At 76.7% G+C, this 25,817-nt stretch carries 24 protein-coding genes and 1 pseudogene; 13 read left to right on the top strand and 12 right to left on the bottom strand.

Annotated features, from left to right (window positions below):
* The first annotated feature begins 95 nt into the window (after positions 1-95).
* Positions 96-722 carry an adenylate kinase family protein gene (locus ACZ6Y7_RS28670; protein ID WP_465760841.1) on the top strand — a complete coding sequence of 209 codons (627 nt, stop codon included), beginning with the start codon at positions 96-98 and terminating at the stop codon, positions 720-722.
* Between the two features lie 12 nt (positions 723-734).
* Here ACZ6Y7_RS28670 and ACZ6Y7_RS28665 read toward each other — a convergent pair whose 3' ends face one another.
* On the bottom strand, positions 735-1,121 hold the full coding sequence (locus ACZ6Y7_RS28665) for a VOC family protein (protein WP_465760840.1): 387 nt from the start codon (positions 1,119-1,121) through the stop codon (positions 735-737).
* A 154-nt stretch (positions 1,122-1,275) separates the two neighbouring features.
* Positions 1,276-2,172, bottom strand: a complete 897-nt coding sequence (locus ACZ6Y7_RS28660) for a LysR family transcriptional regulator (protein WP_465760839.1) — start codon at positions 2,170-2,172, stop codon at positions 1,276-1,278.
* 65 nt (positions 2,173-2,237) lie between these two features.
* Here ACZ6Y7_RS28660 and ACZ6Y7_RS28655 point away from each other — a divergent pair, with 65 nt between their 5' ends.
* Positions 2,238-3,038, top strand: a complete 801-nt coding sequence (locus tag ACZ6Y7_RS28655; protein WP_465760838.1) for an NAD(P)-dependent oxidoreductase — start codon at positions 2,238-2,240, stop codon at positions 3,036-3,038.
* 173 nt (positions 3,039-3,211) lie between these two features.
* The gene (locus ACZ6Y7_RS28650) at positions 3,212-4,084 is read left to right on the top strand and encodes a BPL-N domain-containing protein (RefSeq protein ID WP_465760837.1); all 873 of its coding nucleotides are present in this window, start codon (positions 3,212-3,214) and stop codon (positions 4,082-4,084) included.
* Here ACZ6Y7_RS28650 and ACZ6Y7_RS28645 read toward each other — a convergent pair.
* On the bottom strand, positions 4,081-4,473 hold the full coding sequence (locus tag ACZ6Y7_RS28645) for a RidA family protein (protein WP_465760836.1): 393 nt from the start codon (positions 4,471-4,473) through the stop codon (positions 4,081-4,083). The two genes, ACZ6Y7_RS28650 and ACZ6Y7_RS28645, sit on opposite strands and share 4 nt — an antisense overlap.
* A gap of 205 nt (positions 4,474-4,678) precedes the next feature.
* Between ACZ6Y7_RS28645 and ACZ6Y7_RS28640 the strand changes: the two genes are divergently transcribed.
* The gene (locus tag ACZ6Y7_RS28640; protein WP_465760835.1) at positions 4,679-5,452 is read left to right on the top strand and encodes a MerR family transcriptional regulator; all 774 of its coding nucleotides are present in this window, start codon (positions 4,679-4,681) and stop codon (positions 5,450-5,452) included.
* The gene (locus ACZ6Y7_RS28635) at positions 5,449-5,670 is read left to right on the top strand and encodes a hypothetical protein (RefSeq protein ID WP_465760834.1); all 222 of its coding nucleotides are present in this window, start codon (positions 5,449-5,451) and stop codon (positions 5,668-5,670) included. Before ACZ6Y7_RS28640 ends, ACZ6Y7_RS28635 begins: the two co-directional genes overlap by 4 nt.
* A gap of 106 nt (positions 5,671-5,776) precedes the next feature.
* Here ACZ6Y7_RS28635 and ACZ6Y7_RS28630 read toward each other — a convergent pair whose 3' ends face one another.
* Together ACZ6Y7_RS28630 and ACZ6Y7_RS28625 are read right to left on the bottom strand one after the other, a co-directional pair.
* Positions 5,777-6,193, bottom strand: coding sequence for a VOC family protein (locus ACZ6Y7_RS28630; RefSeq protein WP_465760833.1), 417 nt, complete (start codon positions 6,191-6,193; stop codon positions 5,777-5,779).
* A 4-nt stretch (positions 6,194-6,197) separates the two neighbouring features.
* Positions 6,198-6,578 (bottom strand): helix-turn-helix transcriptional regulator, encoded by a 381-nt coding sequence (locus tag ACZ6Y7_RS28625; protein WP_465760977.1) that lies wholly within the window; start codon positions 6,576-6,578, stop codon positions 6,198-6,200.
* A 448-nt stretch (positions 6,579-7,026) separates the two neighbouring features.
* Here ACZ6Y7_RS28625 and ACZ6Y7_RS28620 point away from each other — a divergent pair, with 448 nt between their 5' ends.
* Together ACZ6Y7_RS28620 and ACZ6Y7_RS28615 are read left to right on the top strand one after the other, a co-directional pair.
* On the top strand, positions 7,027-7,602 hold the full coding sequence (locus ACZ6Y7_RS28620) for a carbonic anhydrase (RefSeq protein ID WP_465760976.1): 576 nt from the start codon (positions 7,027-7,029) through the stop codon (positions 7,600-7,602).
* Between the two features lie 131 nt (positions 7,603-7,733).
* Complete coding sequence (locus ACZ6Y7_RS28615) at positions 7,734-8,369, top strand: flavin reductase family protein (protein WP_465760832.1); 636 nt, start codon at positions 7,734-7,736, stop codon at positions 8,367-8,369.
* Positions 8,370-8,467: 98 nt separating this feature from the next.
* Here the strand turns inward: ACZ6Y7_RS28615 and ACZ6Y7_RS28610 are convergent, their stop codons facing one another.
* The gene (locus ACZ6Y7_RS28610; protein ID WP_465760831.1) at positions 8,468-9,115 is read right to left on the bottom strand and encodes a hypothetical protein; all 648 of its coding nucleotides are present in this window, start codon (positions 9,113-9,115) and stop codon (positions 8,468-8,470) included.
* A 292-nt stretch (positions 9,116-9,407) separates the two neighbouring features.
* Positions 9,408-9,848: a nuclear transport factor 2 family protein gene (locus tag ACZ6Y7_RS28605; RefSeq protein WP_465760830.1), complete on the bottom strand. Its 441-nt coding sequence runs from the start codon at positions 9,846-9,848 to the stop codon at positions 9,408-9,410.
* Between the two features lie 123 nt (positions 9,849-9,971).
* Between ACZ6Y7_RS28605 and ACZ6Y7_RS28600 the strand changes: the two genes are divergently transcribed.
* From ACZ6Y7_RS28600 to ACZ6Y7_RS28590, 3 genes are all read left to right on the top strand, one after another.
* Positions 9,972-10,628, top strand: a complete 657-nt coding sequence (locus tag ACZ6Y7_RS28600) for a TetR/AcrR family transcriptional regulator (RefSeq protein WP_465760829.1) — start codon at positions 9,972-9,974, stop codon at positions 10,626-10,628.
* A gap of 168 nt (positions 10,629-10,796) precedes the next feature.
* The gene (locus ACZ6Y7_RS28595; protein ID WP_465760828.1) at positions 10,797-12,008 is read left to right on the top strand and encodes a 4-hydroxybenzoate 3-monooxygenase; all 1,212 of its coding nucleotides are present in this window, start codon (positions 10,797-10,799) and stop codon (positions 12,006-12,008) included.
* A gap of 107 nt (positions 12,009-12,115) precedes the next feature.
* Positions 12,116-13,978: a methyltransferase gene (locus ACZ6Y7_RS28590; RefSeq protein ID WP_465760827.1), complete on the top strand. Its 1,863-nt coding sequence runs from the start codon at positions 12,116-12,118 to the stop codon at positions 13,976-13,978.
* Positions 13,979-14,076: 98 nt separating this feature from the next.
* Here ACZ6Y7_RS28590 and ACZ6Y7_RS28585 read toward each other — a convergent pair.
* Together ACZ6Y7_RS28585 and ACZ6Y7_RS28580 are read right to left on the bottom strand one after the other, a co-directional pair.
* Positions 14,077-14,268 (bottom strand): annotated as a pseudogene (locus ACZ6Y7_RS28585) (DUF4287 domain-containing protein); the annotation flags it as partial.
* A gap of 233 nt (positions 14,269-14,501) precedes the next feature.
* Positions 14,502-18,491 (bottom strand): Pls/PosA family non-ribosomal peptide synthetase, encoded by a 3,990-nt coding sequence (locus ACZ6Y7_RS28580; RefSeq protein WP_465760826.1) that lies wholly within the window; start codon positions 18,489-18,491, stop codon positions 14,502-14,504.
* A gap of 439 nt (positions 18,492-18,930) precedes the next feature.
* Between ACZ6Y7_RS28580 and ACZ6Y7_RS28575 the strand changes: the two genes are divergently transcribed.
* Positions 18,931-19,548 carry a histone deacetylase gene (locus ACZ6Y7_RS28575; RefSeq protein ID WP_465760825.1) on the top strand — a complete coding sequence of 206 codons (618 nt, stop codon included), beginning with the start codon at positions 18,931-18,933 and terminating at the stop codon, positions 19,546-19,548.
* A 653-nt stretch (positions 19,549-20,201) separates the two neighbouring features.
* Here ACZ6Y7_RS28575 and ACZ6Y7_RS28570 read toward each other — a convergent pair.
* Both ACZ6Y7_RS28570 and ACZ6Y7_RS28565 read right to left on the bottom strand, forming a co-directional pair.
* Entirely contained in the window at positions 20,202-22,040 is a 1,839-nt protein-coding gene (locus ACZ6Y7_RS28570; RefSeq protein ID WP_465760824.1) for a hypothetical protein, read from the bottom strand.
* 64 nt (positions 22,041-22,104) lie between these two features.
* Positions 22,105-22,518 carry a hypothetical protein gene (locus ACZ6Y7_RS28565; protein WP_465760823.1) on the bottom strand — a complete coding sequence of 138 codons (414 nt, stop codon included), beginning with the start codon at positions 22,516-22,518 and terminating at the stop codon, positions 22,105-22,107.
* 226 nt (positions 22,519-22,744) lie between these two features.
* On the opposite strand from ACZ6Y7_RS28565, the gene ACZ6Y7_RS28560 reads away from it, so the two are divergent.
* Together ACZ6Y7_RS28560 and ACZ6Y7_RS28555 are read left to right on the top strand one after the other, a co-directional pair.
* Positions 22,745-24,100, top strand: a complete 1,356-nt coding sequence (locus ACZ6Y7_RS28560) for an FAD-dependent oxidoreductase (RefSeq protein WP_465760822.1) — start codon at positions 22,745-22,747, stop codon at positions 24,098-24,100.
* 116 nt (positions 24,101-24,216) lie between these two features.
* A complete protein-coding gene (locus ACZ6Y7_RS28555) occupies positions 24,217-25,017 on the top strand; it encodes a hypothetical protein (protein WP_465760821.1) in 801 nt (266 codons plus the stop codon).
* 225 nt (positions 25,018-25,242) lie between these two features.
* On the opposite strand, the gene ACZ6Y7_RS28550 is transcribed toward ACZ6Y7_RS28555, so the two are convergent.
* The gene (locus ACZ6Y7_RS28550) at positions 25,243-25,725 is read right to left on the bottom strand and encodes a carboxymuconolactone decarboxylase family protein (protein ID WP_465760820.1); all 483 of its coding nucleotides are present in this window, start codon (positions 25,723-25,725) and stop codon (positions 25,243-25,245) included.
* Between the last annotated feature and the right edge of the window lie 92 nt (positions 25,726-25,817).

Below are 25,817 nucleotides of genomic sequence, written 5' to 3'. Positions count from 1 at the left end.
ACGAATCGGCCGCCTCGGGCGATGGCCGCCGGCACCGCGACCGCCCGCGCACGTCCGTGGACGGCCTCGGCGGCGCCGTGGCAGGATGCGGTCCCGTGTCCCGACTCGTCCTCCTGCAGCCGCCGGCGTGGCGAGGGGAATCCCCGCTCGATGCGCTGGCCCCGGTGCTGGGAGTGCCGGTCATCCGCCTCGGCGACCTGATGCGCGCTCACCTGAGCCGACGCACGGAACTGGGCCTGCGGGCCGCGGGGATCATCGAGTCCGGCAGCCGGTTCCCGGACGAGTTCGCGACCGAGGTCCTGCGCGAGCACCTGCACCGCACGGCGCCCGCGGAGTTCGTCCTCCTCAACCGCCCACCCGACACCGCCCGGGCGCTCGCCCTGGACGATCTGCTGCGGGAACTCGGCACCCCTCTCGACGCGGTGGTGCGCCTGAACCTGCCCGAGGAGGAGGCGGAACGGCTCTGCCGCAGTGGGCGCCACCGGTGGGAAGCCGGCACCGAGGAGAGGATCCGCGCTCGCCTCGGCCTGCACGAGGCGGCGGTCGCGCCCGTCGCCCGCCACTACGCCCGCCAGGGCCTGCTGGTCACCGTCGACGCCGTCGGCACCCCCGACGAGATCGCCGCGCTCACCCGCACCGCCCTCGCCCGCACCGCGCCCGCCCGCACCGCCCTCGCCCGCACCGCGCCCGCCCGCACCGCGCTCGGCGCGCGCGGGCTCTGACGGCACGTCGGGTCAGGTGTCCGTCGCCGCGGCGCGTTCGGCGGCGCTGCGCAGGACGCAGAACTCGTTGCCCTCGGGGTCGGCGAGGACGGCCCAGCCGGAGCCGTCGGGGTTGCGGCGGTCGGCGACGAGGGTGGCGCCGAGGGCGAGGAGGCGCTCCACCTCCTCGTCGCGGGAGGTCTCGGGGCGCAGGCACAGGTGGATCCGGTTCTTGACCGTCTTGGGCTCGGGCACCTGGTTGAAGTACAGGACGGGGCCTTCCGCGAGCATCACCTGGGTCTCGTGGGAGCCCGGCCGGTCGTCCGGGTCCAGCGGACGGCCGGTCACCTTGCTCCAGAAGCGGGCCAGCTCATAGGCGTCCGCGCAGTCGATCGCCACGTTCTGCAGTACCGAGACCATGCGGGCGAGTCTTCCCGATCTCCGCGCCGGACGCCACCGGGTCCCCCGGCCCCTTTCCGCCGCTCCGGCCCCCTCCACCCCGGCCCCGCCATCGCCGGCGTCGCCCGCCGCGCCCGCCGCGTCGCCGTCCACACCCCCCGAGCCACAGCACCCCCTACACCCCCGCCCCCGCCGCCTCCCGTAGGAACCCCGTGAAACCCGCCACCGCCGGCGTCACCCGCCGCCCCCGCCGCGTCGCCGTCCACACCCGGCGGACGGGGGTGTCGTCGGGGTGGAGGGGGATGAGGGCGATGTCGGGGCGGGCGGCGCGGGCGGCGAGGGAGGGGATGAGGGTGGGGCCCAGGCCGGCGGCGACGAGGCCGAGTTTGGCGGTCCAGGCGCCGACCGCGTATTCGATGCGGGGGCGGAAGCCGCTGCGCAGGCAGGCCGCGAGGAGGGTGGATTCGGCGTGGCGGCGGGCGGCGATCCAGGGTTCGTCGGCGAGTTCGGCCAGGCGCAGGCGTCGGCGCCCGGCGAGGCGGTGCTCGGGCGGGAGGGCAACGAGCACGGGGTCGTCCAGCAGCGGTCGGAGGTCGAACTGGTCGCCGTCGTAGGCGTCTTGGGTGTACGAGGCGACCAGGGCGAGGTCGATGGCGCCGTTGGCGAGCAGGTCCAGGAGGTGGGCGGAGAGGCCTTCGGTGAGGCTGATGGCGACGTGCGGGTGCGCGGCGCGGAAGGCGGCGAGCGCGCCGGGGACGAGGGCGGCGTTGGCGCTGTCGAAGGCGCCCACCCGCAGGTGTCCGGCGGTGAGTTCGGTGAGGGCGGCGAGGTCGCGGCGGGTGGTGTCGAGGCGTTCGAGCAGGGCTTCGGCGTGCGGCAGCAGGGCGCGGCCGTGTTCGGTGAGCCGGACGCCGCGGGCCAGGCGGTCGAACAGCGGGGTGCCCAACTCGCTTTCCAGGGTGGCGATCTGGCGGGAGATCGCGGACTGGGTGAAGCCGAGGCGTTCGCCGGCGGCGGTGAAGGAGCCGAGGTGTGCGACGGTGCGGAAGACGTCCAGCCAAGCCATGTCCATTGCGCATGGCTATCATGCGGGACATTCGCTTGTCGCCTGCCTGGCGGCTGCCTAGCGTGGGGGCCATGGAGAAGATCGCTTTTCTGGGGCTGGGCCGGATGGGCCTGCCGATGGCCCGTCGCCTCGCCGCCGCCGGCCACCCGCTGACCGTCTGGAACCGCTCCCCCGGCCGCGCCGGGGGCCTGACCGAGGCCGCGTCCCCGGCCGAGGCGGTGCGGGGCGCGGAGGTCGTCGTCACGATGCTGTCCGACCCGGCGGCCGTCACCGAGGTCGCCGCGCGGTTCACGGCCGAGCTGGCGCCGGGCACGCTGTGGATCGACATGTCCTCGATCGGGCCGCAGGCCACCGCCGCCCTGCGCGCCCGACTCCCGTACGGCGTGGGGATGGTGGACGCGCCGGTGATGGGCAGTGTGGGCCCGGCGGCGGCCGGTGAGCTGCTGGTCCTCGCGGGTGGCGAGGACGCGGACCTGGAGCGGGCGCGGCCGGTGCTGGAGCGCCTGGGCCGGGTGCGGCGCTGCGGCGGCCCGGGGTCGGGGGCGGCGCTGAAGACCGTGGCGATCGGCGCGATCGTGGCCTCGGTCACGGTGGTCGGTGAAGTGCTGGCGGTGGCCGGGGAGTTGGGGGTGCCGCCGGAGGCGGCGCGGGAGGTGCTGGCGGCCGGGCCGCTCGCGGGGGTGGTGGCCCGGGCGCACAGCACCGACTCGGACTTCCCGGTGCGGCTGGCTGCGAAGGACCTCGCCCTGGCGGGCGGCGGCCCGGTGCTGTCGGCGGCCCGCGAGGTGCTGCTGGCGGACCCGTCGATCGCCGAGGAGGACCTGTCGGCGGTGGTGGACTCCCTGCGGCGCCGGCGGCGGGCGGACGGCTGAGACGTGCCCGCCCCCGGTCCGTCAAGGCGCGCGCCGCGAACTCGCCCGATCGGGGGGCGGGTTCGCGGCGCGCGCCCGCCGGGACGTAACGTCGGCCCGCAGGCGGGGGTCGGGAACGGTCCGAGGGACGGGCGGGCGTGCGCGGAGTGCGTGGTGGGCGCGGAGGACGGGGAGTGCGCGGTGCGGCGGTGGCCGCCGCGGCGGTGCTGGTGGTGTCGGGGTGTGCGGGCGGCCCCGCGGGCGGGGGCGGGACGCCGGTGCGGGAGGACGACCGGCCGCTGGCGCTGGTGTACCGGGGGCCGGCGGCCTGCGAGGGGTGCCCGGAGGCGGCCGCGACGATGCTGGAGCGCGACGGGTTCGCGGTGCGCTACGTCGGGCCGAAGGAGCGGGTGCGCTTCGGCCCGTCCGCGCTGAGCGGGGTGGCGGTGTACGTGCAGCCCGGCGGCACCAACGGGCAGGAGGTGGACACCGCGTGGGGCCTGCTGGGGCGCGAACCCGGCTTCTCCCCGGAGCTGGTGCGGGCGTACGTGCGCGGCGGCGGGCACTACCTGGGACTGTGCATGGGCGGCTACCTGGCCGGCGACCCGGGCTACGACCTCCTGCCGGGCGACTCCGGCCCGTACGTCCGCTCCCCGGGTGCGAGCGTGACCGACGAGCGGGACCAGCTCGTCGACGTCCTGTGGCGCGGCCGCCCGCAGCGGATGTACTTCCAGGACGGCCCGTCCTTCGACGTCGACGGCCCGGGCACGGAGGTCCTCGCCCGCTACCCCGGCGGCCGGCCCGCCGTCGTGGTCACCCCGTACGGCGCGGGCCGGGTAGCGGTCAGCGGCCCGCACCCGGAGGCGCCGGCCGACTGGTACGACGACTACGGGCTGCCGGACGAGTCACAGACCGGCCTGACCCTCGGCAAGGACCTCCTGCACACCCTGATGGACCCCGCACCCGCCACGACACCGGCGCCGACGACACCCCCGCCCACGACGGCCGGGCCCACGCCCGCGCCCATGCCGACGCCGACGACGGCGCCCACGGGCCGGAACAGCTAGTCCAGGATCGCGTCGACCTCGATCTCGACCAGCCAGCGCTCGTCGATGAAGCGCGAGACCTCCACGAAGGTGCAGGCCGGGCGGATCGTGGCGAATCGTTCGCCGTGGGCGCGGGCGTCCTCCTTCCACCGGCCGATGTCGGTGAGCATGATGCGGGTCCGTACGACGTCGGTCAGGGAGGCGCCGGCCTCGTTGAGGGCGGCTTCGGCGATGTCCAGGCAGCGGACGGTCTGGGCGTGGACGTCGCCCTGGCCGACGACGGTGCCGTCCTCGCCGATGGGGGCGGTGCCCGCGACGGCGACGTGGGAGCCCTTGCGCACGGCCCGGGAGAAGCCGATCCGCGGTTCGAGCGGGGAGCCGGAGCTGATCATCTGTCGGGTGTCGTCCATGCCGCCATCGTCCCGTACCCGTGCACCCGACGCCGGGACCGGCGGCCCCCGCCTGCGGAAAGGGCGTCACTCCGGGCCGTCACTCCGCCCCCCGGCCCGGGCCGGGCACACCCTCCGCACCTGCCGCACCCGGTGCCGGCCCGCACCACCGCGGCCTGACACCCGGCCTTGCACCTCACGCGACGTCAGGAGGGATGCTCGTGCCATGTCCACCGAACAGACCTGGAAGGTCGGCCCGCTCGCCGAGGCGAGCGGACTGACCGTGCGCGCCCTGCACCACTGGGACCAGATCGGCCTGCTCGTCCCCTCCCGGCGCACCGCCTCCGGCCACCGCGCCTACACCGAGCAGGACGTCGTCCGCCTGTACCAGATCCTCGCCCTGCGCCGCCTGGGCCTGGGCCTGGACACCATCGCCACCTGCCTGGACGCCGGCGTCGACCCCGTGCGGCTGGTGCGCGAGCACCTGGCCGCCATCGAGGCCTCCCTCGCCGCCCTGCAGGCCCTGCGCGAGCGCCTCGCCCACGTGCACGGCGAACTCGCGGCCGAACGCGCCCCCTCCACCACCGACCTGCTGCGCCTGGTCCAGGCCGTCGGGGACACCGGCCCGACCGCCCCCGCCGCCCGGGAGGCCCTGCAGCGCCACCTCGACGGCGACCAGCTCCACGCCCTCGCCGACCACGCCGCGGCGCTCGGGCCCGCCGCCCACTACCTGCTGGAGGTCGAGTGGCCCCAGCTCTACCGCAACGCCGAAGCCCTGCGCACCGCCGGCGTCGCGCCCACCGACCCGCGGGTGCGCCGCATCGCCGAGCGCATGGACGAGCTCGGCCGCCTCTTCAGCGGCGGCGACAGCGCCCTGTCGGGCGCCGTGCGCACCGCCTGGCGCGAGGAGCCCGCCGCGATGTCCGGGGACCCTGGAGCCCCCGCCGACGCCTGGGCCGACCTGCGCACCTTCCTCGACCGGGCCCGGCGGGCGTCATGACCCCCACCGCTCCCGACCCCACCGGCCCCACCGGCCCTACCAGCCCCGGGGTGCCCCACGCCCTGCGCGTGCGCCTCACCCTCGCCGCCACCCTCCCGGTCCTCACCCCGGCCACCCTCGCCGCCGCCGCGGGCCTGCTGCCCTGGCCGGTCCTGCCCGCGGTCACCGCCGCCGAGGCCTTCCGGGCCTGCCTGCGTCAGGACCGCACGGCCCCCTGACCCGGCGGCTCCCGGGCCCGGCCCCACGGGGGTGGGCAGGACCCGGGCCCCGCCGGACCCGGGACCCGCCGGAGACTGCCGCGGAGGGCCGCCGCCGGCCTCCGCGCTACCTGGTGCGGGGCTGGTTGAAGCGGAGCATGTTGCCCGAGGGGTCGCGGAAGGCGCAGTCGCGGACGCCGTAGGGCTGGTCCATGGGCTCCTGGAGGACCTCGGCTCCGGCGGCGCGGATGCGTTCGAAGGTGGCGTCGCAGTCGTCGGTGCGGAAGATGACGCCGCGCAGCAGGCCCTTGGCGAGGAGTTCGGCGGCGGCCCGGCGGTCGTCCTCGGAGGCGTGTGGGTCGGCCAGCGGGGGTTCCAGCACGATCTCGACGTCGGGCTGGTCGGGCGAGCCGACGGTGACCCAGCGCATGCCCTCGAAGCCGACGTCGTTGCGCACCTCGAAGCCGAGGACGTCGCGGTAGAAGGCGAGGGCCTTGTCGTGGTCGTCGACGGCGATGAAGCACTGCGCGAGTTCGATGCTCATGCGGTCACGCTACGGGAGGGCTCCCGTCCTTCGCTTCCGTACGCCGCACCGGGCGGGTGCGGATCTTGGCGATGCAGGCCGGGATCGCGGCGCCGTCCTCGTGGTCGCGGGCCCGGTAGGCACTGGGGCTCTCGCCGACGAGCTCGGTGAAGCGGCTGCTGAAGGAGCCCAGCGAGGTGCAGCCGACCTCCATGCACACCTCGGTGACGCTCAGGTCCCCGCGCCGCAGCAGCGCCTTGGCCCGCTCGATCCGGCGGGTCATGAGGTAGCTGTACGGGGTCTCGCCGTAGGCGGCGCGGAAGCTGCGCGAGAAGTGCCCGGAGGACATCAGCGCGGTGCGGGCGAGCGCGGGCACGTCCAGGGGCTGCGCGTACTCGCGGTCCATCCGGTCGCGGGCGCGGCGCAGCCGGGCGAGGTCTGCCAGGGGGACGCGGGCGGGGCGGGGCGCGGGGGAGGACACACCGGCCACCGTACCCACCCCCGGTGACGGACGCGGCGGCCGCCGCTCCCCTCCGGGCGCGGGTCCCGGCCGGGCGGACGGGACGACGGCGGGTGGTGCGGCGGGGCCTCGGGCCACGGGCCGCAGGCCACGGGCCGCGGGCCACGGGCTTGGGGCGGCTACGGCGGCGGGCGGCGGTGCCGTCGCCCGCCGGCGGGGCCGCACCCCCCGGCTGCGGGGCTCACCGGGGGCGATCTAGGGTGCTGGCATGATCCCCACACCGATATCCGATTCGATGTCCGCCCAGGTGTCCGACGCCGCGGCCGCCGCGGCCTCCGCGGTCACCGCCCCGTCCGACCCGGTGTCCGACCCGGCGGAGGCGCTGCGGTTGCTGATGGAGGGCAATGCCCGGTTCGTGGCGGGCAGTCCCGAGCACCCCAACCAGGACGCCGGGCGCCGGGCCGCCCTGGCGCCGGCGCAGCGGCCGTTCGCGGTGCTGTTCGGCTGTTCGGACTCCCGGCTGGCCGCCGAGATCATCTTCGACCAGGGGCTGGGTGACCTGTTCGTGGTGCGTACCGCCGGGCACGTCACCGGGGCGGAGGCGCTGGGCAGCATCGAGTACGGGGTGAGCGTGCTGGAGTGCCCGCTGGTGGTGGTGCTGGGGCACGACTCGTGCGGTGCGGTGGCGGCGGCGCTGGACTCGCTGGAGCAGGGGCAGCTGCCGGGCGGTTTCGTGCGGGACGTGGTGGAGCGGGTGACGCCGAGCGTGCTGTCCGCGCGGGCCGCGGGCATCGAGGACCGCGACGCGATCGTGGACGAGCACATCCGCCAGACCGTGGACCTGCTGGTGGAGCGTTCGCAGGTGCTGGCGTCGAGGGTGGCCGAGGGCAAGGCGGCCGTGGTGGGCCTGTCGTACCGGCTGCGGGACGGCCTGGCGCGTCAGGTGGCCGCCCACGGGCCGGTGGGCTGACGGGCCCGTCGGCCGGGCGCCGGGGGCGCCGGTGGCGGGAACTGGATGTCCGATCGCCGCCAGCGCCCCCGTCCGGGCGGGGGCAGAGTCGTCGATCGACGACGCTTCCCCTCCCGAGAACGGCGATTCCCGTGCACAAGGTCACCGACCTGAAGGTCCTGTACTTCGGCACCCCGGTGGTGCTGATCGGCTCGCGCAACGAGGACGGCGGCGCCAACCTCGCGCCGGTGTCCTCGGCGTGGTGGCTGGGGCAGTCCTGCGTACTGGGGCTGGGCAACGCCTCCCAGACCTCGGTCAACCTGCGGCGCGAGGGCGAGTGCGTGCTGAACCTGCCGTCCTCGGCGCAGGTGGAGGCCGTGAACGCCCTCGCGCTGCTGACCGCCCGTGCGTACATCAGCGAGTTGCGGCGGGAGCAGGGCTACCGCCATGAGCGGCGCAAGTTCGCGGCGGCGGGGATGACGGAGCTGGCGGGCGAGTTGGTGCGGGCGCCGCGCGCGGCCGAGTGCCCGGTGCAGTTGGAGTGCCGGGTGGTGGCCGCGACGCCGCTGGCGGGCAACGAGCGGTGCACCGCCTTCGAGGTGACGGTCGTGCGTGCCCATGTGGAGGAGCGCCTGATCGTGCCCGGCACCGACCACTACGTGGACCCGGTCGGCTGGGACCCGCTGATCATGAAGTTCTGCGAGTTCTTCGGCGGCGGCGAGCGGCTGTCCCCGTCCCGCCTGGCGGAGGGCTGGCGGATGCCCGGGCGCCTGCCCTCGGCGGTGTAGCGGCCCGCCCGCGACGGTGGAGCGGCCCGCCCTCGGCGGTGGAGCGGCCCGCCCTCCGAGATGGAGCGGCCCGACCTTCCGCCGGACGGTGGAAGGCCTCAGGGGGCGACGGTCTCCCCGCAGGAGTCGCACACCCGGGTCGCCGGCAGCTCCAGGAAGCAGGTGGGGCAGATCGCCGGGGGGCGCGGCGCGGCGGCGGGGGTCGCGGTGGTGGCGGTGCCCGTGGCCGTGCCGGCGGCCGTGCCGGCGGTGGCGGCGGCCTTGCGCTCCAGTGAGGCCCGCAGGCGCGGGGCGAGGGCGGGGGTGCCGCCGTCGGCGGGCAGGTCGGCGCCGAAGTGGCGGTAGCAGGCCAGGCGGGCGGCGGCCGCGTGCTGTTCGCGGTCCATCTCCGAGGACAGCGGCGGCTGCCCGGCGACCGCGAGGACCTCCTGGTAGCCGGCGCCGACCTTGCCGTCGGCCGCGTTCACCACGAGGGCCGTCAGCGGCGGGTCGCCGCGCCGGTGGGCTTCCAGGACCACCAGGGACAGCACCTTGCCGATCCAGTGCCGCTGGTGGATCCGGGTGCGCACGCCGGAGGCCTCCTGGACGGCCTCGGCGAGGTCCGCGTAGCTGATCACCGCGTGGTAGCGGCCCGCCACGTCCACCAGGGCCGGGTAGGCGGCCCGGGTCCACACGATGTGCGCCTGGTGGGCGCTGACCGCCGAACCGTCCGCCACCCGCCAGTAGCTGCGCTGCTGATCCGCCATCGCCCCGCCCTGTCCGCCTCGTCGTCGGTGCTGCCGTGCGCAGGCCTCCGCCGTGAGCGAGGCTACCCCGCTGCGGCGAGCGGCGGACGGCCGGGGGCGGCCGGGGGCGGGCCGCCGCGGCGGCGCGGGCTTGACTTCAAGGGCTGTTGAAGTTGTCGAATGGGGCCCGACCGCAGCCGTACGGGCACCACCCGCGGTCGATGCCCCGCCCGTACGGAACCGTACCCGGGGCCGGGTCCGCCGCCTTTCGATCGTGCCGCCGGCGGCCCCGGCCCCCGGTCCTCCCCCGGTGCTACTCGCCTTCCAGGGCGGCCACCAGCTCGGGCAGGCCGTCGCCGGCGACGGCGAGGGCCAGGTGGTCGTGGTAGTCCCGGCTGTCGACGATCAGGCCGTCGCGCACCCGTACCACCAGGACGTTGGCGACCTCGAAGTCCCGGCCGGTGTGCCGGTGGTGCGCCTGGTAGTCGAACTGCGCGACGACCACCTCGGGGTCGTCGGTCTCCCGCACGACCACGTTCTTGGTCCGCAGCTCCATCGGCATGTGCGCGCCGACCTGCGCGAACCGCTCGGCGATGACGGCCCGCCCGGTGAAGACGCGCGGTTCGACCGGCGCGAAGACGGTCTCGACGACCGCGTCCTCGGCGTAGAGCCGGGCCAGCTCGGTGAACCGGCCCCCGGTGATGCCCGCCAGCAGTTCGAGGACGACCTCGCGCGGAGACGGTGTTTCGGACATGATCAACCCCCAGGATCGCGCCGCTAGAATCGGACCAGCGACTCCGTTTAGAACGATACGGACTGACCACTCCGGTTGTCCACGGGTAGATCCGCGCGCGCCGCGGACGGAAGGGGGAGACCGGTGCCAGCGGTACGCAAGGAGAACGGGGCCACCGACGGCGACGTGAGCGGCAGCGCCACCGGCGGCGACATGAGCGGCGCCGGGGCCGGCGGCGCCCCGCCGCGGCCGCTGCGCGCGGACGCGGCCCGCAACCGGGCCAGGCTCCTCGACGCCGCCACGGAGGTGTTCACCACCCGCGGCATCGGCGTGCCCACCGAGGAGATCGCCCGCGCCGCCGGGGTCGGCGTCGGCACCCTCTTCCGCCACTTCCCCACCAAGGAAGCCCTGTTGGAGGCGGTCGTGGTCCGCCGGCTGGAGACGATCACCGCCGGCGCCGCCCGGCTCGCCGCCGAGGCCGAGCCCGGCGAGGCCTTCTTCGCCTGCTTCCGCCTGATCGTCGAACAGTCCGCCGGCAAGCAGGAGTTCACCCGCGCTCTCGCCGAGGCCGGGGTCGACGTGCACGCCTCCCTGCGGGAGTCCGGCGAGCTGATGCGCGCCCAGCTGTCCGAGATCCTCGCCGCGGCGCAGCGGGTTGGGGCGGTGCGTCCCGAGGTGGGCCTGGCGGAGCTGGTCGCGCTGCTCGTCGGGGTCGGTACGGCGACGGAGCAGCTGGCGGGCGACCCGGCGGCCCGCGAGCGGGTCTTCGAGGTGGTCTTCGCCGGCCTGCGCGCGCGCTGAACCCGGGGCCCGGAGCTCGGCGGCGATCGGGGACGGCGACGTCGGCCTGCGCGCGCGCCGAACCCGGCCCGGCGCGGTGCGCAGCGACGGGATGATCATCCGCCTATTCACCGTTTAGGGCGATTTTCGACGATCGATGTATCTTGCGCCGATTAAGATCCATTTCCCGTGACGGAAAGTCAGAACACCCGAACCGCCCGGAACACGGCCGACGTCGTCGTCCTCGGTGCGGGCCCGGCCGGTCTCCTGCTCGCGAACCTGCTCCACCGCGAGGGCGTCGACTGCGCGGTCCTGGAACGCGCCACCCCCCTGCAGCTGCGCACCCGGGCCCGGGCCGGGTTCCTGGCCGCGAACACCGTCCGGATCCTCGACCGGCACGGCCTGTCGGGGAACCTGCACCGGCGCGGCCGGCTCCACGGCAGCTGCGAATTCCGCACCGACGACGGGCACTTCCGCCTGGACTACGCCCGCCTCGGCCGCGGCGAGCAGCACACCGTCTACCCGCAGCAGGACCTGGTCGCCGACCTGCTGGACCAGTACCTGGAGGCCGGCGGGCGGATCCGCTTCGAGACCGAGGCCCTGGCCGTGCACGGCGCCGAGGGGCCCCGGCCCGCGGTCACCGTGCGCGGCCCGGGCGGCGAGACCGGCCGCTGGAGCGCCCGCTACGTGGCGGGCTGCGACGGCCGCCACGGCGCCGCCCGGCGCTGCCTGCCGCCCACCGCCCGCCGCCACCGCCGCGACCACGGCGTCTCCTGGCTGGGCCTGCTCGCCGAGGCCCCGCCGAGCCTGGACGCCGTGGCCTACGCGCTGCACGGGCGCGGCTTCGCCGGGCACATGGCCCGCACCCCGCAGGTCACCCGCTACTACCTGCAGTGCGAACGCGGCACCCGCGCCGAGGAACTGCCCGAGGAAGGGCTCTGGGACGAACTCGACACCCGGATGCGCGCCGGCGATCACGGCCCGCTGCACCGCGGCCGCATCGTCCGGCGCGCCGTCGTCGACCTGGAGTCCGACGTCGTCGAACCGCTGCGCCACGGGTCCCTGCTGCTGGCCGGCGACGCCGCCGCCCTGATCAGCCCCGCCGCCGCCAAGGGCGCCAACCTCGCCGTGCTGCAGGCCGAACTGCTCGCCCGCGCCCTGGCCGACGACCTGACCCGCGGCGACGGCCGGGCACTGGAGCGCTACTCCGCGCAGGCCCTGGCCCGGATCTGGCGGGCCCAGGAGTTCTCCCACTGGATGGTCGGGCTGCTGCACGCCCGGCCGGGACCGCCCGACGGCGAATCGTTCTTCCACGAATCCATCCGTCGCGCCCGCCTCGCCTCCCTGCGCGCCTCGCGCAGCCACCAGGACTGGTTCGCCGAGAACTACGTCGGCCTCTGACCCGCCGCGCCGCACGCCCCGGCGCCGTCCCTCTCCGCCGCTCCGCTCCCCCCCTTCCCCCCAGTACCGCGGCGCCGCACGCCCGGCGCCCCAGCGAGGACACCCCGTTGACCACGACCACGACCACGACCACTCCCGCGCCCGCCGCGACACCCCCGACCCCGGCCCCCGGCCCGGCTCCTGCCCCGGACCCCCGGGACGACGCGGCCGTTCTGCGCCGCACCGCCGCGTTCGTCCGGGAGCACGACACCGCCTCCCTGCTCCCCCTCCTACTGCCCGGCCTGGCCGGCCCGGAGCTGCGGGCCGCGGCCCGGCACTGCCGCTTCGCGCACGCCGCCGTCCTGGTCTTCCCCCCGGACCAGCCGACCCTGCACGCCCACCTGGCCGCCTGCGGACTGGACTTCGACGCCCCGCCGGTGCCCAGCGTCGTCGTCCGGGACCGGCTGGCCCGCCGCCACGGCAGCGACCCGGCCGCCCTCGACGTGCGGATCCTGCGCCCGAGGGCGCTCGGCCCCGGCCGGGAGCACCGGGAGGTCGAGGTGTTCGCGCTGACCGTCCCGCCGCTCTCCCCGCTCACCGCCCTCGCCGACCACGAACGGGCCCACCAGCACGAGGCGCACCTCGCCTTCGAGGTCCACGCCGCGGATCCGCTGCTGCTGCGCGGCCTGTGCGCGCTGCTGGCCCGGCACGGCGCCGAGGCCGACGGCGGCGGCTACAACCCGCACGAGGACGGCACCGTCCTCTACTTCACCGTGCCCGCCGGCGCCCGGTGCGCCTACCGCAGGCTGGAACTCCACGCCCGCGGCGAACACCCCGACGTCCTCGACGCCCACCTCGGCCCGCAAGGCTGCCGCCCCCGCCTCGGGGCGCAGGGCGGCCCGCGCCCCGGCCACCGCGGCGGAGCCGACCTCGGCGAGACCCTGCTGCGGCTGTTCACCGGCGCGTGGACGACCCAGGCCCTGGCGGTCTGCGCCCGGCTGTCGCTGCCCGACGCCCTGGACCGCAGCGGCGCCGCCCCCGCCGAGGCGCTGGCCCGGCGCGTCGGCGCCGATCCGCAGGCCCTCGCCGCGCTGCTGCGCTACCTCGCCATGCTGGGCGTGGTGAGCGAACACCCCGACGGCTACCGCCTCACCGGGCTCGGCGCGCTGCTGCGCGCCGACGCACCGGGGTCGATGCGGTCACTGGCCTTGATGTACGGCGGCCCGTTCTACCGGTCCTTCGAGGGCCTGGAGCACACCACCCGCACCGGGCGGCCCGCCTTCGACCACCTCTTCGGCGAGAACCACTTCGACCACTTCGCCCGCGATCCCGAACTCGCCGCCCTGTTCGACCAGTCGATGGCCGCGAGCTCCCCCATGTTCGAACCGCTGCCCGGCCACCCCGTCCTGACGGCCGCCGCGGCCCGCGCGAGCGCCCGTACGAGCGCCGTCGACGACGCCGATGGCAGCGCCGCGCCCGGGACCGTCGTCGACGTGGCCGGCGGCACCGGCGAGCTGCTCGGCCGCGTGCTGAGCGCCCACCCGGGCCTGCGCGGGATCCTGCTGGAGCGGGCGCACGTCGTCGACGCCGCCCGCCGCCGGCTGGACGCGGCCGGCTGCGGTGCCCGCTGCACCTACCGGACGGGCGACTTCGCGGACGTCCCGCCGGGCGCCGACGTCTACCTGCTGTCGCGGGTGCTGCACGACTGGGACGACGCGCGCTGCCGCGAGATCCTGGGCCACTGCGCCCGCGCGATGCCCGCCCACGCCGACCTGCTCATCGTCGAACGCCTGCTGCCCGACGACGGCGGATCGCCCTCGCTGGCCACCGCCTGGGACCTCCACATGCGGTGCAACACCGGCGGACGCGAGCGCCGGGCCGACCACTACGGCCGGCTGCTCGCCGACGCCGGCCTCGAACTCCTCGGCCACTCCCCCCTCCCGCTGGACGCCGCCGTCCTGCACGCCCGCCGGGCCGCCTCCACCGGCTGAGCGGACGGGCGGGCGGAACGGACACCGGCCGACGACGGACGGGCGGACGGACGGACCGGCCGGCGACGGACGGGCGGGCGGACGGACGGGCGGGGCGCTCAGGCGGCCCGCTCGGCCAGGGTGTGCGCGACGAGGGCGTTGGCGTGGCCGTGGCCGAGCCCGTGCTCACTCTTGAGCCAGGCGACGAGCTCCATGTGCCGGGTGAGCGGGGAGGTGCGGATGAGGCCCTTCCACTCCGCGACGGGGCGGCCGTACTTCTTCTCGATCGACGGGAAGTAGGACGCCGGGCCGCCCTTCGCCGCGGCGCTCCGGGGAGCGGCGGCAGCGGCCTCCCCGGCGGCGGCCTTCGGTGCGGCGGCCTTCCCGGCGGCGGTCTTCGGTGCGGCGGCGGTCTTCTTCTCGGGCGTGGCGGTCATGAGCGTGTTCCTCTCGGGCGGGCCGCGAAAAGCGGCGCGGTCACGGGAGGAGACCGTGACCGCGCCGCCCGCTCATCGCCCGGCGGAGGTGATCCCCGTCACAGCCGTCACACCGCCGCGGCGGCCCGGCGGCGGCGCCGGCCGGCGGGCGGGGTGGGGTCGGCGTCCCACGCGGTCACCGGGTTGCCGAGCCAGCGGGTGGCGCCGGGGACGTTCTCGCCGCGCATGACGAGGGAGGCGGGCCCGACCGTGGTGTTCGCGCCCAGGGAGGAGTTGAGCAGCACGATGGAGTGCGGGCCGGTGGTGGAGCCGGCGCCGAGGTGGACGGGGCCCAGCCGCATGACGCGGTCGTGGAAGAGGTGGGTCTGCAGGACGGTGCCGCGGTTGACGCTGGCGCCGGCTTCGACGGTGACCAGGTCGCTCTCGGGCAGCCAGTGGGTCTCGCACCACACGCCGCGCCCGATGCGGGCGCCGAGGCTGCGCAGCCACACGTTCAGGTACGGGGTGCCGGTGATGGTGGAGCCGCCGAAGGGCATGGCGAGTTCCTCGACGAAGGTGTCGTAGAGCTCGTTGCGCCACACGAAGGAGGACCACAGGGGGTGTTCGGCGACGCGGAAGCGTCCGACGAGCAGCCACTTGGCGGCGGTGGTGACGGCGCAGGCGAGGACGCCGGCGCCGATCAGGACGAGTCCGGCGGCGGCGAGGGCGGTGCCCAGCCCGTAGGCGTCGCGCAGTTCCTGCAGGACGGCGAGGACGAGGTCGCCGAGCAGCGCGGCGAGGATGACGGGCAGCAGCCGGCACAGCTCGACGCCGGCGCGGGCCCACACCAGGCGCCGGGGCGGGTTGTAGGTGCGGGCGTCGGCGCCGGTGTCGGCGACGCGGGGCAGGGCGAAGGCGGGGCGGCCGAGCCAGGAGGAGCCTTCGGGGGCGTGGGCGGGGGCGTCGGACAGCACGCCGACGAGGGAGCCCGCGGGCAGGTGGCGGCCGGCGCCGACGATGCCGGAGTTGCCGACGAAGGAGCGGCGTCCGATGTGGGCGGGGCCGAGGTGGAGCCAGCCGCCGCGCAGCTCGTAGGGGGCGACGAGGGTGTCGTCGGCGAGGAAGGCGCCGTCGTCGACGCGCATCAGGCCGGGCAGGGCGAGCACGGTGGAGGCTTCGACGCGCCGCCCGACGCGGGCGCCGAGCAGGCGCAGCCACACGGGGGTGACGAGGCCGGCGTAGAAGGGGAAGAGGGTGCGCCGGGCGGTGTCGCCGAGGCGGCTGACGGCCCAGGCGCAGAAGGCGACGCGGCCGCCGGCGGGGTGGAAGCCGGGGCGCAGCGGCCGGGAGAGCAGCCGTACCAGCAGCGCTATCAGGGCGGCGTGGCACAGCAGGGTGAGGGCGGCGAGGGGGACGGTGGCGGGCAGGAGCTGGAGGAGGGCGGCGGCGAGGGTGCGGTCGGTGTCGATCATCGGGTAGACGATGAGCAGCGCGGGCAGGGCGGAGAGGATCGGCAGGAGGCCGAGGAGGGCGAAGGCGGCGCCGTAGGCGGGGTTCCAGGCGCGGGAGGCGCGGGCGGGGGTGGTGGGCCAGTCGGCGAGGGGTTCGGTGCTGGGGCGGGCGGGGGAGCCGTGCCAGTGTTCGCCGGGCGGGACGGTGCCGGTGACGCAGGAGCCGGGGGCGATCTCGGCGTGGGCGCCGATGCGGGCGCCGGGCATGAGGGTGGCGCGGTGGCCGACGCGGGCGCCGGCGCCGACCTCGATGTGGCCGAGGTGGAGGGTGTCGCCGTCGAGCCACCAGCCGGCGAGGTCGGCTTCGGGTTCGAGGCAGGCGTGGGCGCCGAGGCGGGCGAGGCCGGTGACGGGGGGCAGGGTGTGCAGGCGCACGCCGGGGCCGACGCGGCAGCCCAGCGCCCGGGCGTAGCGGGTGGCCCAGGGGGTGCCGGCGAGGGCGGCGGTGCCGAGCATGGCGGTGTAGCGTTCGGCGGCCCACAGGCGCAGGTGGACGTGGCCGCCGCGGGGGTGGCTGCCGGGGCGGACGCCGGTGGTGAGGAGGCGGGCGCCGGTGGCGGCGAGCAGGGTGCGGCCGGGGGCGCTGTGGAGCAGGAGCAGTCCGGCGGCGACGGGCCACCAGGAGGTGTGGGGGGCCCAGGCGAGGTGGTTGCCGGTGAGGTTGTCGAGGGCGATCAGGGCGAGGATCCAGCGCAGTCCGGCGAGCGAGAACATGCCGAGGAGCAGGAGGGTCTGCCACAGGGCGGCGCTGCGGGGGGTGCGGCGTACGGTGCGCCGGCGGTGGCCGGCGGCGGTGGCGGCGCTGGTGGTGGCGGGGTGGGGGGGTGTGGCCGGGGTGAGGGTGTCGAGGTAGGCGGCGAGGTCGCCGAGGACGGGGTGGGCGTACAGGTCGGCGACGGAGACGCCGCTGTGGCGGGTGCGCAGTTCGGAGACGAGGCGGGCGGCGGTGAGGCTGGAGCCGCCGAGGGCGAAGAAGTCGTCGGCGGGGCCGGGGGCGGTGCCGAGCAGGCGTTCCCAGTGGCCGGCGAGCCAGCCGGCGGTGCCGTGGAGGGGTTCGGCGGTGGGGGCGGTGCCGGTGGTGGCGAGGGGCCAGGGCAGGGCGCCTCGGTCGACCTTGCCGGAGGTGCGGGTGGGCAGGGAGTCGAGGAGGGCGAGGACGGGCACCAGCGGGGCGGGCAGGCGTTCCAGCAGGTGGCGGCGGGCGTCGGTGAGGTCGGGGGCGGTGCCGGGGTGGGGGACGAGGTAGCCCACGAGGAGGTCGGCGCCGGCCGGGGTCTTGCGGACGGCGGCGGCTGCGGCCCGGATGCCGGGTAGGGCCTGGAGGGCGGCGTCGATCTCGCCGAGTTCGATGCGGCGGCCGCCGAGTTTGACCTGGTCGTCGGCGCGGCCGAGGAAGACCAGGCCTTCGGGGTCGTTGCGGACGAGGTCGCCGGAGCGGTAGACGCGGGGGGAGGCGAGGGCGGGGTGGGCGCTGAACTTCTCGGCGTCCTTGGCGGGGTCGAGGTAGCGGGCGGTGCCGACGCCGGTGATGAGCAGTTCGCCGCTCTCGTACCAGGGCACGGGGTGTCCGGCCTGGTCGACGACGGCGATCTCCCAGCCGTCCAGGGGGGCGCCGATGCGTACCGGTTGTCCGGGCAGCAGGCGGGCGGCGGTGGCGACGACGGTGGTCTCGGTGGGGCCGTAGGTGTTCCAGAACTCGCGTTCCCCGGTGGCGAGGCGTTCGACGAGTTCGGCGGGGCAGGCCTCGCCGCCGACGATGATCAGGCGCACGGCGTCCAGGCATTCGCGGGGCCACAGGGCGAGCAGGGTGGGGACGGTGGAGACGGCGGTGATGCCGCGGGCGACGAGCCAGGGGCCGAGGTCGGTGCCGGCCTTGACCAGGGAGCGGGGGGCGGGCACCAGGCAGGCGCCGTGGCGCCAGGCCAGCCACATCTCCTCGCAGGAGGCGTCGAAGGCCACCGACAGGCCGGCGAGGACGCGGTCGCCGGGGCCGAGGGGGCGGTGCCGCAGGAAGAGGCGGGCCTCGGCGTCGACGAAGGCGGCCGCCGAGCGGTGGGTGACGGCGACGCCCTTGGGGCGGCCGGTGGTGCCGGAGGTGAAGATGATCCAGGCGTCGTCGGCGGGGGTGGGCCAGGCGGGGTGGCCGCCGGGGCGGGCGGGGCCGGCGTCCAGGCGGCGTCCGGCGCCGAGGACGGCGCAGACGGCGGCGTCCTGCCAGATCATCGCGGCGCGTTCGTCGGGGTCGTCGGCGTCCACGGGCACGTAGGCGGCGCCGCAGCGCAGGACGGCGAGGACGGCGACGTACAGGTCGGCGGTGCCGGAGGGGATGCGCACGCCGACCCGGTCGCCGCGGCCGATGCCGTGGGCGGCGAGCTGTCCGGCGAGGGTGTCGACCTCGTGCAGCAGGGCGCGGTAGCCGAGGACGGTGTCGCCGGTGTCGAGCGCGGGCGCCTCGGGGTGGGCGCCGGCGGTGGCGGCGATGACGTCGAGCAGGCTGCGGGGGTCGGCGGGCCGGGCGAGCGGCCAGCCGGCCGCGGGGCCCGGGTGGGGGCGGTGCAGCGTGCCCGGGCCGGCGGTGGGGCCGGCCGTGTCGTGGCGTGCGTCCATGGGGGGTTGTTTCCTCGGCTCCGTGGTTCTGGGGGGCGCGGGCGGGGCGGTGTCGCGGGGGACGGGAGGTGACACTGAGGTCACCGGCGGGCGCGCCCCCTCACCATGACTGTGCTGGGAGTCCGCTGGATGCAGCGGAGGTGCGGTCAAAGGAAATTCTCATCATCGATGCCGCGAGGGCGGCGGCACGGCATGAATCGAATGTCATTTCGGTGCTTTCGGGTGCTTTTCGCTGGTGCAGGGTAGCCGCCGCCGGGGTGCGTCGGCGGGGCCGGAGAGGGCGGAGTGATGAACGGCATGGCGTCCGGCACGCTACCGGCAGCGAGGGTGGTTTTACCGAATCGAGAGGTTTTGTTCGCCCCGCCGGGCGCCGGGGACTCCCCCCGGCGAGGCGGCGGCGAGCCCGGCGGGGAGGCGGCGAGCGGACGGTGAGCGGACGGTGAGCGCGGGCCTGGTCTGGTACGTGGCGTACGGCTCGAACCTGCACGCCGCCCGCCTCGCCTGCTACCTGCGCGGCGGCCGCCCGGACGGCGGAGCGCGCACCTACCCCGGCTGCCGCGACCGCAGCCCCGCACGCCGGTCGGTCGCCACCGCGCTGCCCGGCACCCTGTACTTCGCCGACCGGTCCCTGACCTGGGGCGGCGGCTCGGCCTTCTACGACCCGGACGTGTGCGGCGAGGTCCCCTGCCGCGCCTACCTGCTCACCGCCGGCCAGTTCGGCGACATCGCCGCCCAGGAGATGCGCCGCTCCCCCGCCGCCGACCTCGACCTCACCCGGGTGCTCGCCCACGGGCGCGCCGCCCTGGGCCCCGGCCGCTACGAGACCCTGCTGCGCCTGGGCACCCTGGACGGGCACCCCCTGCTCACCTTCACCGCCCCCTGGGGCGCGGCCGGCGCCGACCTCAACGCCCCCGCCCCGGCCTACCTGCGCACCCTGGCCGCCGGCCTGGCCGAGTCCCACGCCTGGGGCCCCTGGCGCACCGCCGGCTACCTCGCCACCCGCCCCGGCGCATCGGGCCACTGGACCCCCACGGCCGTCGCCGCCCTGTCCCCCTGACACCGCACCCGCACCCGCACCCGCCTATCTGCGCACCCTGGCCGCCGGCCCGGCCGAGTCCCACGCCTGGGGCCCCTGGCGCACCGCCGGCTACCTCGCCACCCGCCCCGGCGCATCGGGCCACTGGACCCCCACGGCCGTCGCCGCCCTGTCCCCCTGACACCGCACCCGCACCCGCACCCGCCTATCTGCGCACCCTGGCCGCCGGCCCGGCCGAGTCCCACGCCTGGGGCCCCTGGCGCACCGCCGGCTACCTCGCCACCCGCCCCGGCGCATCGGGCCACTGGACCCCCACGGCCGTCGCCGCCCTGTCCCCCTGACACCGCACCCGCACCCGCACCCGCCTACCTGCGCACCCTGGCCGCCGGCCCGGCCGAGTCCCACGCCTGGGGCCCCTGGCGCACCGCCGGCTACCTCGCCACCCGCCCCGGCGCATCGGGCCACTGGACCCCCACGGCCGTCGCCGCTCTGTCCCCCTGACCCCGCACCCGCACCCGGCCCCGGCCCATCTGCGCACCCTGGCCGCCGGCCCGGACGGCGTGCAGTGGGTCTGGCCGGACGAGCCCGGCACCGTGGTGGGCTGGCGGCGGCCGTGCGCCGCGGCTCCCGCCGCCGGGGAAGGCGCCGGTCGCGGTGGGCCCGCGCCCGGGTGGTCAGAGCCGGACGGGCGGGGTGACGGAGGCCGGGGAGCAGCGGGGGGTGGTCGCGCACACCGTCAGGTGCTGCCAGGCGCCGCCCTCCCGCGGGATCCGGACGCTCCACAGCACCGGGTAGGCCAGGCCGCAGATCGCGCAGCGCCGTCCGGGCGGGGGCGGCGGGGCGGTGGGGCGGGCGTACGGGTTGGCCGGGGGCGGGACGGCCCAGGGCGGGGACGGCGACGGGACGGGCTGGGAGGTGGGCACCGGTGCCGGGGCGGGGGCGGGGGCGGGCGGCGCCGGGTACGGGGCGGGCGGGGGGCCGAACCCGGTGGCGGGCGGCGCCGCTGGCGCGGGCGTCGCGGGCCCGGGCGGGGGCACCGCGGGCGGGGGCGGGGTCACCGGCGGGGGCGGCACCGGCCCTGGCGGCGCGGACGGCGGGGTCACCGGCGGCGGGGTCACCGGCGGGGGTGGCGCGGACGGCGCCGGGGGCGCCGGGGGCGCCGGTGGGGCGGCGGGTGGGGGCGGGGCGGGAGGCATCGGGGGCGCCGGGGGCACCGGGGGCATCGCGGGCACCGGGGGTGCCGGTGGCACGTCCTGCCAGACGCGCACGCCGCGCATCGGGGTGCGGAAGTCGTGCCGGCACTTGTCGCAGGTGGTGAGCACCGCCTCGGCGCGCTGGTCGCCGCAGCCGGGGCAGAAGGTGACGGGGCGTTCGTTGGCCTCGGTGCTCTCGCAGCGGCTGCAGATGAAGTCGGGTTCCAGCTTGGCCTGGCGGAACACGGTGCTGAAGACCTGGAAGGGGTTGGGCTTGTCGTGCCCGGCGGTCATCCCCAGCACGGCCGCCAGCATCTTGAGGTGGCGGTTGCGGGCCTGCAGCCGCTTCAGGTCCAGGTTGACGACCTTGGGGTGCTTGCAGTCCCGGCAGACGCAGAGCGTGCGCACCGGCAGCCGGGAGCGGATCGCCGCCTGCTGGTACAGGAACTGGAAGGTCAGCCGGTGTTCGTCGGGGACCGGGACGGTCGGGTCCCGGTAGGCGGAGCGGGAGAGCGTGGTCTCGATCAGCGCGGCGAGGTCGAACACCTTGGCCCGCAGCGCCTCCGGCAGCGAGGGCGCCGCGCCCGCGGCCGTCTGTTCGGAGCCGATCAGCGCGGGGATCGCCAGCAGCGCGCCGACGGCGGGCATGTCGAGCACCGCCTGGCCCTCGTTCGAGAGGAACCGCACGTGGGTGATGCCGGACCAGCCCGCGGGGCCGGTGTTGCGCGCGGTGCCGGACAGGCGGCCGGAGAACACCGAGGCGGCGCCGTCGACGAGGCGCTGGCCGGCCGCGTGGCCGCGCTCGGCCACGTCCGAACTGCGCTGGCGCGCCCACAGGTTCGGGGCCGGGAAGGCCCCGGCACCGGCCCCGGGGGCCAGGTCGGCGAGCGCCTGGTCGACGGCGGCGAGCGTGGACAGGAACGCCTGCCGGAAGGGCTCCTGCACCCCGACCACCACGGTGGACAGCGCCCGGTCCGAGAAGTGCACCCGCACCAGCGCCGCCTGCGGGCCGGGGCCGGGCCCCGGTGCCGCGTCCGGCGCGGGGCCGGGTGCGCCATCGGGGCCGGGCGCCGCATCCGGCGCGGCACCGGGGCCGGGGGCGGGGTCGGGGAGCACGTTCACCCGCGCCAGCACCGGCACCTGGTCCGCCACCATCATCACCGCCCGGACGGCGGAGCCGCGGTGGGCCTCGATGACGGTGGCGAGGTCCGTGGTGAGCTGGAAGCCGCAGCGGTGCAGCACCGCCACCACGGCGGCGCGGGCCCGCTCCGGCGCGGCCGCGATCCGCCGTTCGGCGTCCAGGGTGATCGAGGGCGGCACGGCACCTCCGGGGGCGAGGGGCGGGGAGGGTCAGCCCACCCGGCGCAGGGTGGCTGACGGAGGGTCAGATGAGGTCCAGGGCGTCGTGCCCGGCGTCGGCGTCGAAGGCCGTTTCGTCGCCGTGGAACGCCCCGGCCCCGGAGGACTCGTACGACTCGTGGGAGGCCGTGACGGTGTCGGTCTCCGTCACGGAGAGGTAGGACTCGAAGCCGGCCTCCGCGACCACGGAGACCTCCACCGCCTCCACCACCGCGACCGCCTCCACCGCGCCGGCCGCCTCCACGACCTCGACCGCCTCCACCGCGACGACCTCGACGGCCTCCACCGCCTGGACGTCGTGCACCTCGTGGACGTCGGCCCCGACCGCGAACTCCGCGTGCTCCTCGAACGCGACGCTCTCCGTCTCCGAGAAGGAGAGCGAGGCGCCGCCCGCCACCACGGTGTCGTCCTCCGCCAGGAATCCGTCCCACTCGCCCATGTGTCCCCCAACGCCGTTGCCGCTGCGACCGGACCGGCCCCCGCCCCTGTCCGGGATCACCATAGGGCCGCGCCGGGCCGCCCGGCGGCGAAGTCGCCGAAGGCGTGACAGATCCGTGAAGAAGCGCCCGCGGCCCGGCTGACCTGGCGTCGGGCGGTGCGGGGCCGTGCAGTAGGCTCGCCCCGCAACACGACGCGAAGGGGATCTTGTGGCGCGGGTTGCGGTCATGGGTGGCGGAATCAGCGGGCTGGCGACGGCCCTGATGCTGGGTCGGCGGGGGCATCCGGTCACCGTGTTCGAGCAGGACCCACGGCAGGCGGGGCGGGACCTGGACGCCGACTTCTACGACTGGCACCGGCCCCGCGTGCCGCAGGCCGGCCAGCCGCACGGGCTGCTCGCCCCGGTGCGCACCGTACTGCGAGCCGAACTGCCCGACGTCTACGAGGACTTGCTGGCCCGCGGGGCCCGCGAGTACCACGAGTTCGACTGGTTCGGCGAGCACCCCCCGCACCGCCCGGGTGACGAGGACCTGGTGACGGTGCGCACCCGCCGCATCGTGCTGGAGGCGGCCCTGGCCGAGGCCGTACGGCGGGAGCCCGCCGTGCAGGTGCGCCAGGGCGTACGGGTCGGCGGCCTGGCCGTGCGGGAGGGCCGGCCGCCCCGGGTCACGGGCGTGCGGACGGCCGACGGGACCCACCCGGCGGACCTGGTCGTCGACGCGTGCGGGCGCCGCTCGCCGGTGCCCGGCTGGCTCACCGCGGCCGGATGCCGCCCGCCCGTGGTCGAGAACCACCGCACCGGGCTCACCTACCTGTGCCGCTGGTACCAGCTGCGCCCCGACGGCCCGCGCGACCCCGGGCGGGTGCCGAACGGCTCGGCCGCGACGTTCGCCCTCGCCGGCGTCTTCCCCTCCGACAACGACACCTTCGCGGTGAACCTGGTCCTGTCCACCGCCGATCCGACCCGCGCCGCGCTCACCGACCCGGCCGTGTTCGAGGCCGCCGCCCGCCGCTTCCCCGCCACCGCCGCCTGGCTCGCCCTGGAGGCGCAGCCGCGCTCCCCCGTCCTGGCGATGGCCGGCCTGGACAACCGCTGGACCTCCCTGGCCGACGAGCACGGGCCCGTCGTCACCGGCCTGGTCAACGCCGGCGACAGCCTCGTCCACACCAACCCCACCATGGGCCAGGGCGTCGTCCTGGGCCTGTGGGCCGCCCGCCACCTCGCCGCCCACGCCGACGGGACCGCCGCCGACCCGGCCGGCTACCACGCCTGGACCGCCCGGGAGTTGCGCCCCTGGTTCGACGCCCAGGTGGCCGCCGACCGCGCCAACGAGCAGCGCCTCGCCGGCGGCGCGCCCGCACCGGACCGGCACGCCGCCGCCCGCGCCGCCTGCGCCTTCGACGACCCCGTCGTCATGCGCGCCCGCGCCCACGCCCGCCACCTGGTGCGCACCCCCGAGGAGGCCTACGGCACCGAGGAGGTGCGCGAGCGCGTCACCGCCTGGCTGGCCGAGCACCCCGACTTCGCCCCCCGCCCCGAGGGCCCGACCCGCGACCAGTGGGACGCCCTGATACCGGGCTGAGCACCGCCTGCGCCGTCCGGGTGCGCCCCGGGTCGGCCGGTGAACCGCCGGACGGGCGCGGCGGGTTGGCGGACCCGGCCGCGGCCGGTGTCGGCGCGCGGCACTACGGTGCGCCCATGGCACCTGACACCAGCGCCCCGCCGGCCGTTCCCGACTGGGACCGGCAGCTCGCCGACGCCTTCGCCGTGCTGCTCGGCCGCCCCCTCGACGCCTACGACCCGGGCGCGGTGTACGCCGCCCGCGTCGACGGCAACCTGCTGCACGAGACCGGCTTCCACCGGGACGCCGCCTGGGTACGCCCGGCCGCCCTGCGCGGGGACGAGCCCCTCGTCTCCGGCCTCTACCTGTTCGACGAGGCCGACGGCACCCCGGTCTTCGACGCGGCCCGTTCGGTGTTCGAGGTCCGGCCGCACGACGCGGCCGGCGGGGCGGCCGCGTTCCCGGAGGGCTTCGCGGCCGCCCTCGACGCCGCCTGCTTCACCCCGCACCTGGTGCGCGGCGCCGACCTCGCCCCGCTGCTGGAGCGGTACGGCGTCGACCTCGCCGACGCCGCCCTGGCCGGGTCGTGGAGCGTCCTCTTCCCCCGGCTCGTCTCCGACGGCACCCTGCTGGACGCCCTGTGCGCCGCGCTGGCCACCGGCCGCGCCCCCGAGGACCTGCCGCCCTTCACCACCGAGCCGGACGAGGACTGGCGGGAGCGCCTCGCCGCCGTCGCCCACCCCGGGCTGCGCACCCACCTCGGCCACTTCTGCACCGACGGCGAGGAGGGCCTGATGCCGCTGGCCGGCGACGCCGTCGGGCCGGGCGTCCTGCGCGAGGAGGGCTGCGAGGCGGTCGCCGCCTGGGAGGACGGGCACGGACAGATCGACATCACCGTCTTCCGGCTGAGCGAGCGCGTCGCGGGCCCACGCCGCTGACCCGCCCCGGACCGGCGGCGCGGGCCGGCCCGGGACGGGACGCCCCGGCGAGGTCCACCCGTACGGGCGGGGCGCCGGGCGTCAGCCGAGGAACGGCTGCGGCCCCACGCGCCCCCCACCACGAACGCGGCCGGCAGGAGGTAGACCACGTCCGCCGCCACGAGCCCGTACTCCCGGCGGCGCAGCCGCACCGCCGCCGCTCCGGCCACCGCACCGCACCGAGGGTCAGTGGTGCTGCTTGTACATGCCCGGCTCGTAGCTTCCGGCGGGCTGGCGGAGCATCACGTTGCCCCGGTTGAAGGCGTTGATGATCGCGATCACGCCCACCAGCGCCGCGAGCTGCTCCTCGTCGAAGTGCTTGGCCGCCCTCTCCCACACCTCGTCGCTGACCCCGCCGGCCGCGTCGGCGAGGCGGGTGCCCTCCTCGGCGAGTTCCAGGGCGGCCCGCTCGGCGTCGGTGAACACCGTCGCCTCCCGCCACACCGACACCAGGTTCAGCCGGGTCGCCTGCTCCCCGGCGTGCACGGCCTCCTTGAAGTGCATGTCGACGCAGGCGCCGCAGCCGTTGATCTGGCTGGCGCGCAGCCGCACCAACTCCTGGACGGTGTACGGCAGGACGTCGTCGGTGACGGCCGCGCCCGCCGCGATGAGGTGCTTGAAGACCTTGCCCAGGACGGGGCTGGCGAAGGCGTTCAGACGGGCTTCCATGGTGTGCTCCTCGGTTACGTTGTCCGCTGTTGCCCTTGTAGACAGGGCAGCCGGGCGGAGTGTGACCGGGCCCGGATGTGACGTGCGCCACC

This window comes from Kitasatospora sp. NPDC053308 (genome assembly GCF_055585785.1).
This window is presented reverse-complemented; position numbering and strand designations above follow the sequence as displayed.

What these genes read in the sequence shown, in the direction of transcription:
- ACZ6Y7_RS28635 (WP_465760834.1), top strand. Translation starts at nt 5,449, where the DNA reads ATGACCCCCACCGCTCCCGACCCCACCGGCCCCACCGGCCCTACCAGC.
- ACZ6Y7_RS28580 (WP_465760826.1), bottom strand. Translation starts at nt 18,491, where the DNA reads ATGGACGCACGCCACGACACGGCCGGCCCCACCGCCGGCCCGGGCACG.
- ACZ6Y7_RS28645 (WP_465760836.1), bottom strand. Translation starts at nt 4,473, where the DNA reads ATGGACGACACCCGACAGATGATCAGCTCCGGCTCCCCGCTCGAACCG.
- ACZ6Y7_RS28655 (WP_465760838.1), top strand. Translation starts at nt 2,238, where the DNA reads ATGGAGAAGATCGCTTTTCTGGGGCTGGGCCGGATGGGCCTGCCGATG.
- ACZ6Y7_RS28620 (WP_465760976.1), top strand. Translation starts at nt 7,027, where the DNA reads ATGGAGGGCAATGCCCGGTTCGTGGCGGGCAGTCCCGAGCACCCCAAC.
- ACZ6Y7_RS28610 (WP_465760831.1), bottom strand. Translation starts at nt 9,115, where the DNA reads ATGGCGGATCAGCAGCGCAGCTACTGGCGGGTGGCGGACGGTTCGGCG.
- ACZ6Y7_RS28560 (WP_465760822.1), top strand. Translation starts at nt 22,745, where the DNA reads ATGGGTGGCGGAATCAGCGGGCTGGCGACGGCCCTGATGCTGGGTCGG.
- ACZ6Y7_RS28625 (WP_465760977.1), bottom strand. Translation starts at nt 6,578, where the DNA reads ATGGACCGCGAGTACGCGCAGCCCCTGGACGTGCCCGCGCTCGCCCGC.
- ACZ6Y7_RS28640 (WP_465760835.1), top strand. Translation starts at nt 4,679, where the DNA reads ATGTCCACCGAACAGACCTGGAAGGTCGGCCCGCTCGCCGAGGCGAGC.
- ACZ6Y7_RS28565 (WP_465760823.1), bottom strand. Translation starts at nt 22,518, where the DNA reads ATGGGCGAGTGGGACGGATTCCTGGCGGAGGACGACACCGTGGTGGCG.
- ACZ6Y7_RS28660 (WP_465760839.1), bottom strand. Translation starts at nt 2,172, where the DNA reads ATGGACATGGCTTGGCTGGACGTCTTCCGCACCGTCGCACACCTCGGC.
- ACZ6Y7_RS28665 (WP_465760840.1), bottom strand. Translation starts at nt 1,121, where the DNA reads ATGGTCTCGGTACTGCAGAACGTGGCGATCGACTGCGCGGACGCCTAT.
- ACZ6Y7_RS28550 (WP_465760820.1), bottom strand. Translation starts at nt 25,725, where the DNA reads ATGGAAGCCCGTCTGAACGCCTTCGCCAGCCCCGTCCTGGGCAAGGTC.
- ACZ6Y7_RS28555 (WP_465760821.1), top strand. Translation starts at nt 24,217, where the DNA reads ATGGCACCTGACACCAGCGCCCCGCCGGCCGTTCCCGACTGGGACCGG.
- ACZ6Y7_RS28630 (WP_465760833.1), bottom strand. Translation starts at nt 6,193, where the DNA reads ATGAGCATCGAACTCGCGCAGTGCTTCATCGCCGTCGACGACCACGAC.
- ACZ6Y7_RS28605 (WP_465760830.1), bottom strand. Translation starts at nt 9,848, where the DNA reads ATGTCCGAAACACCGTCTCCGCGCGAGGTCGTCCTCGAACTGCTGGCG.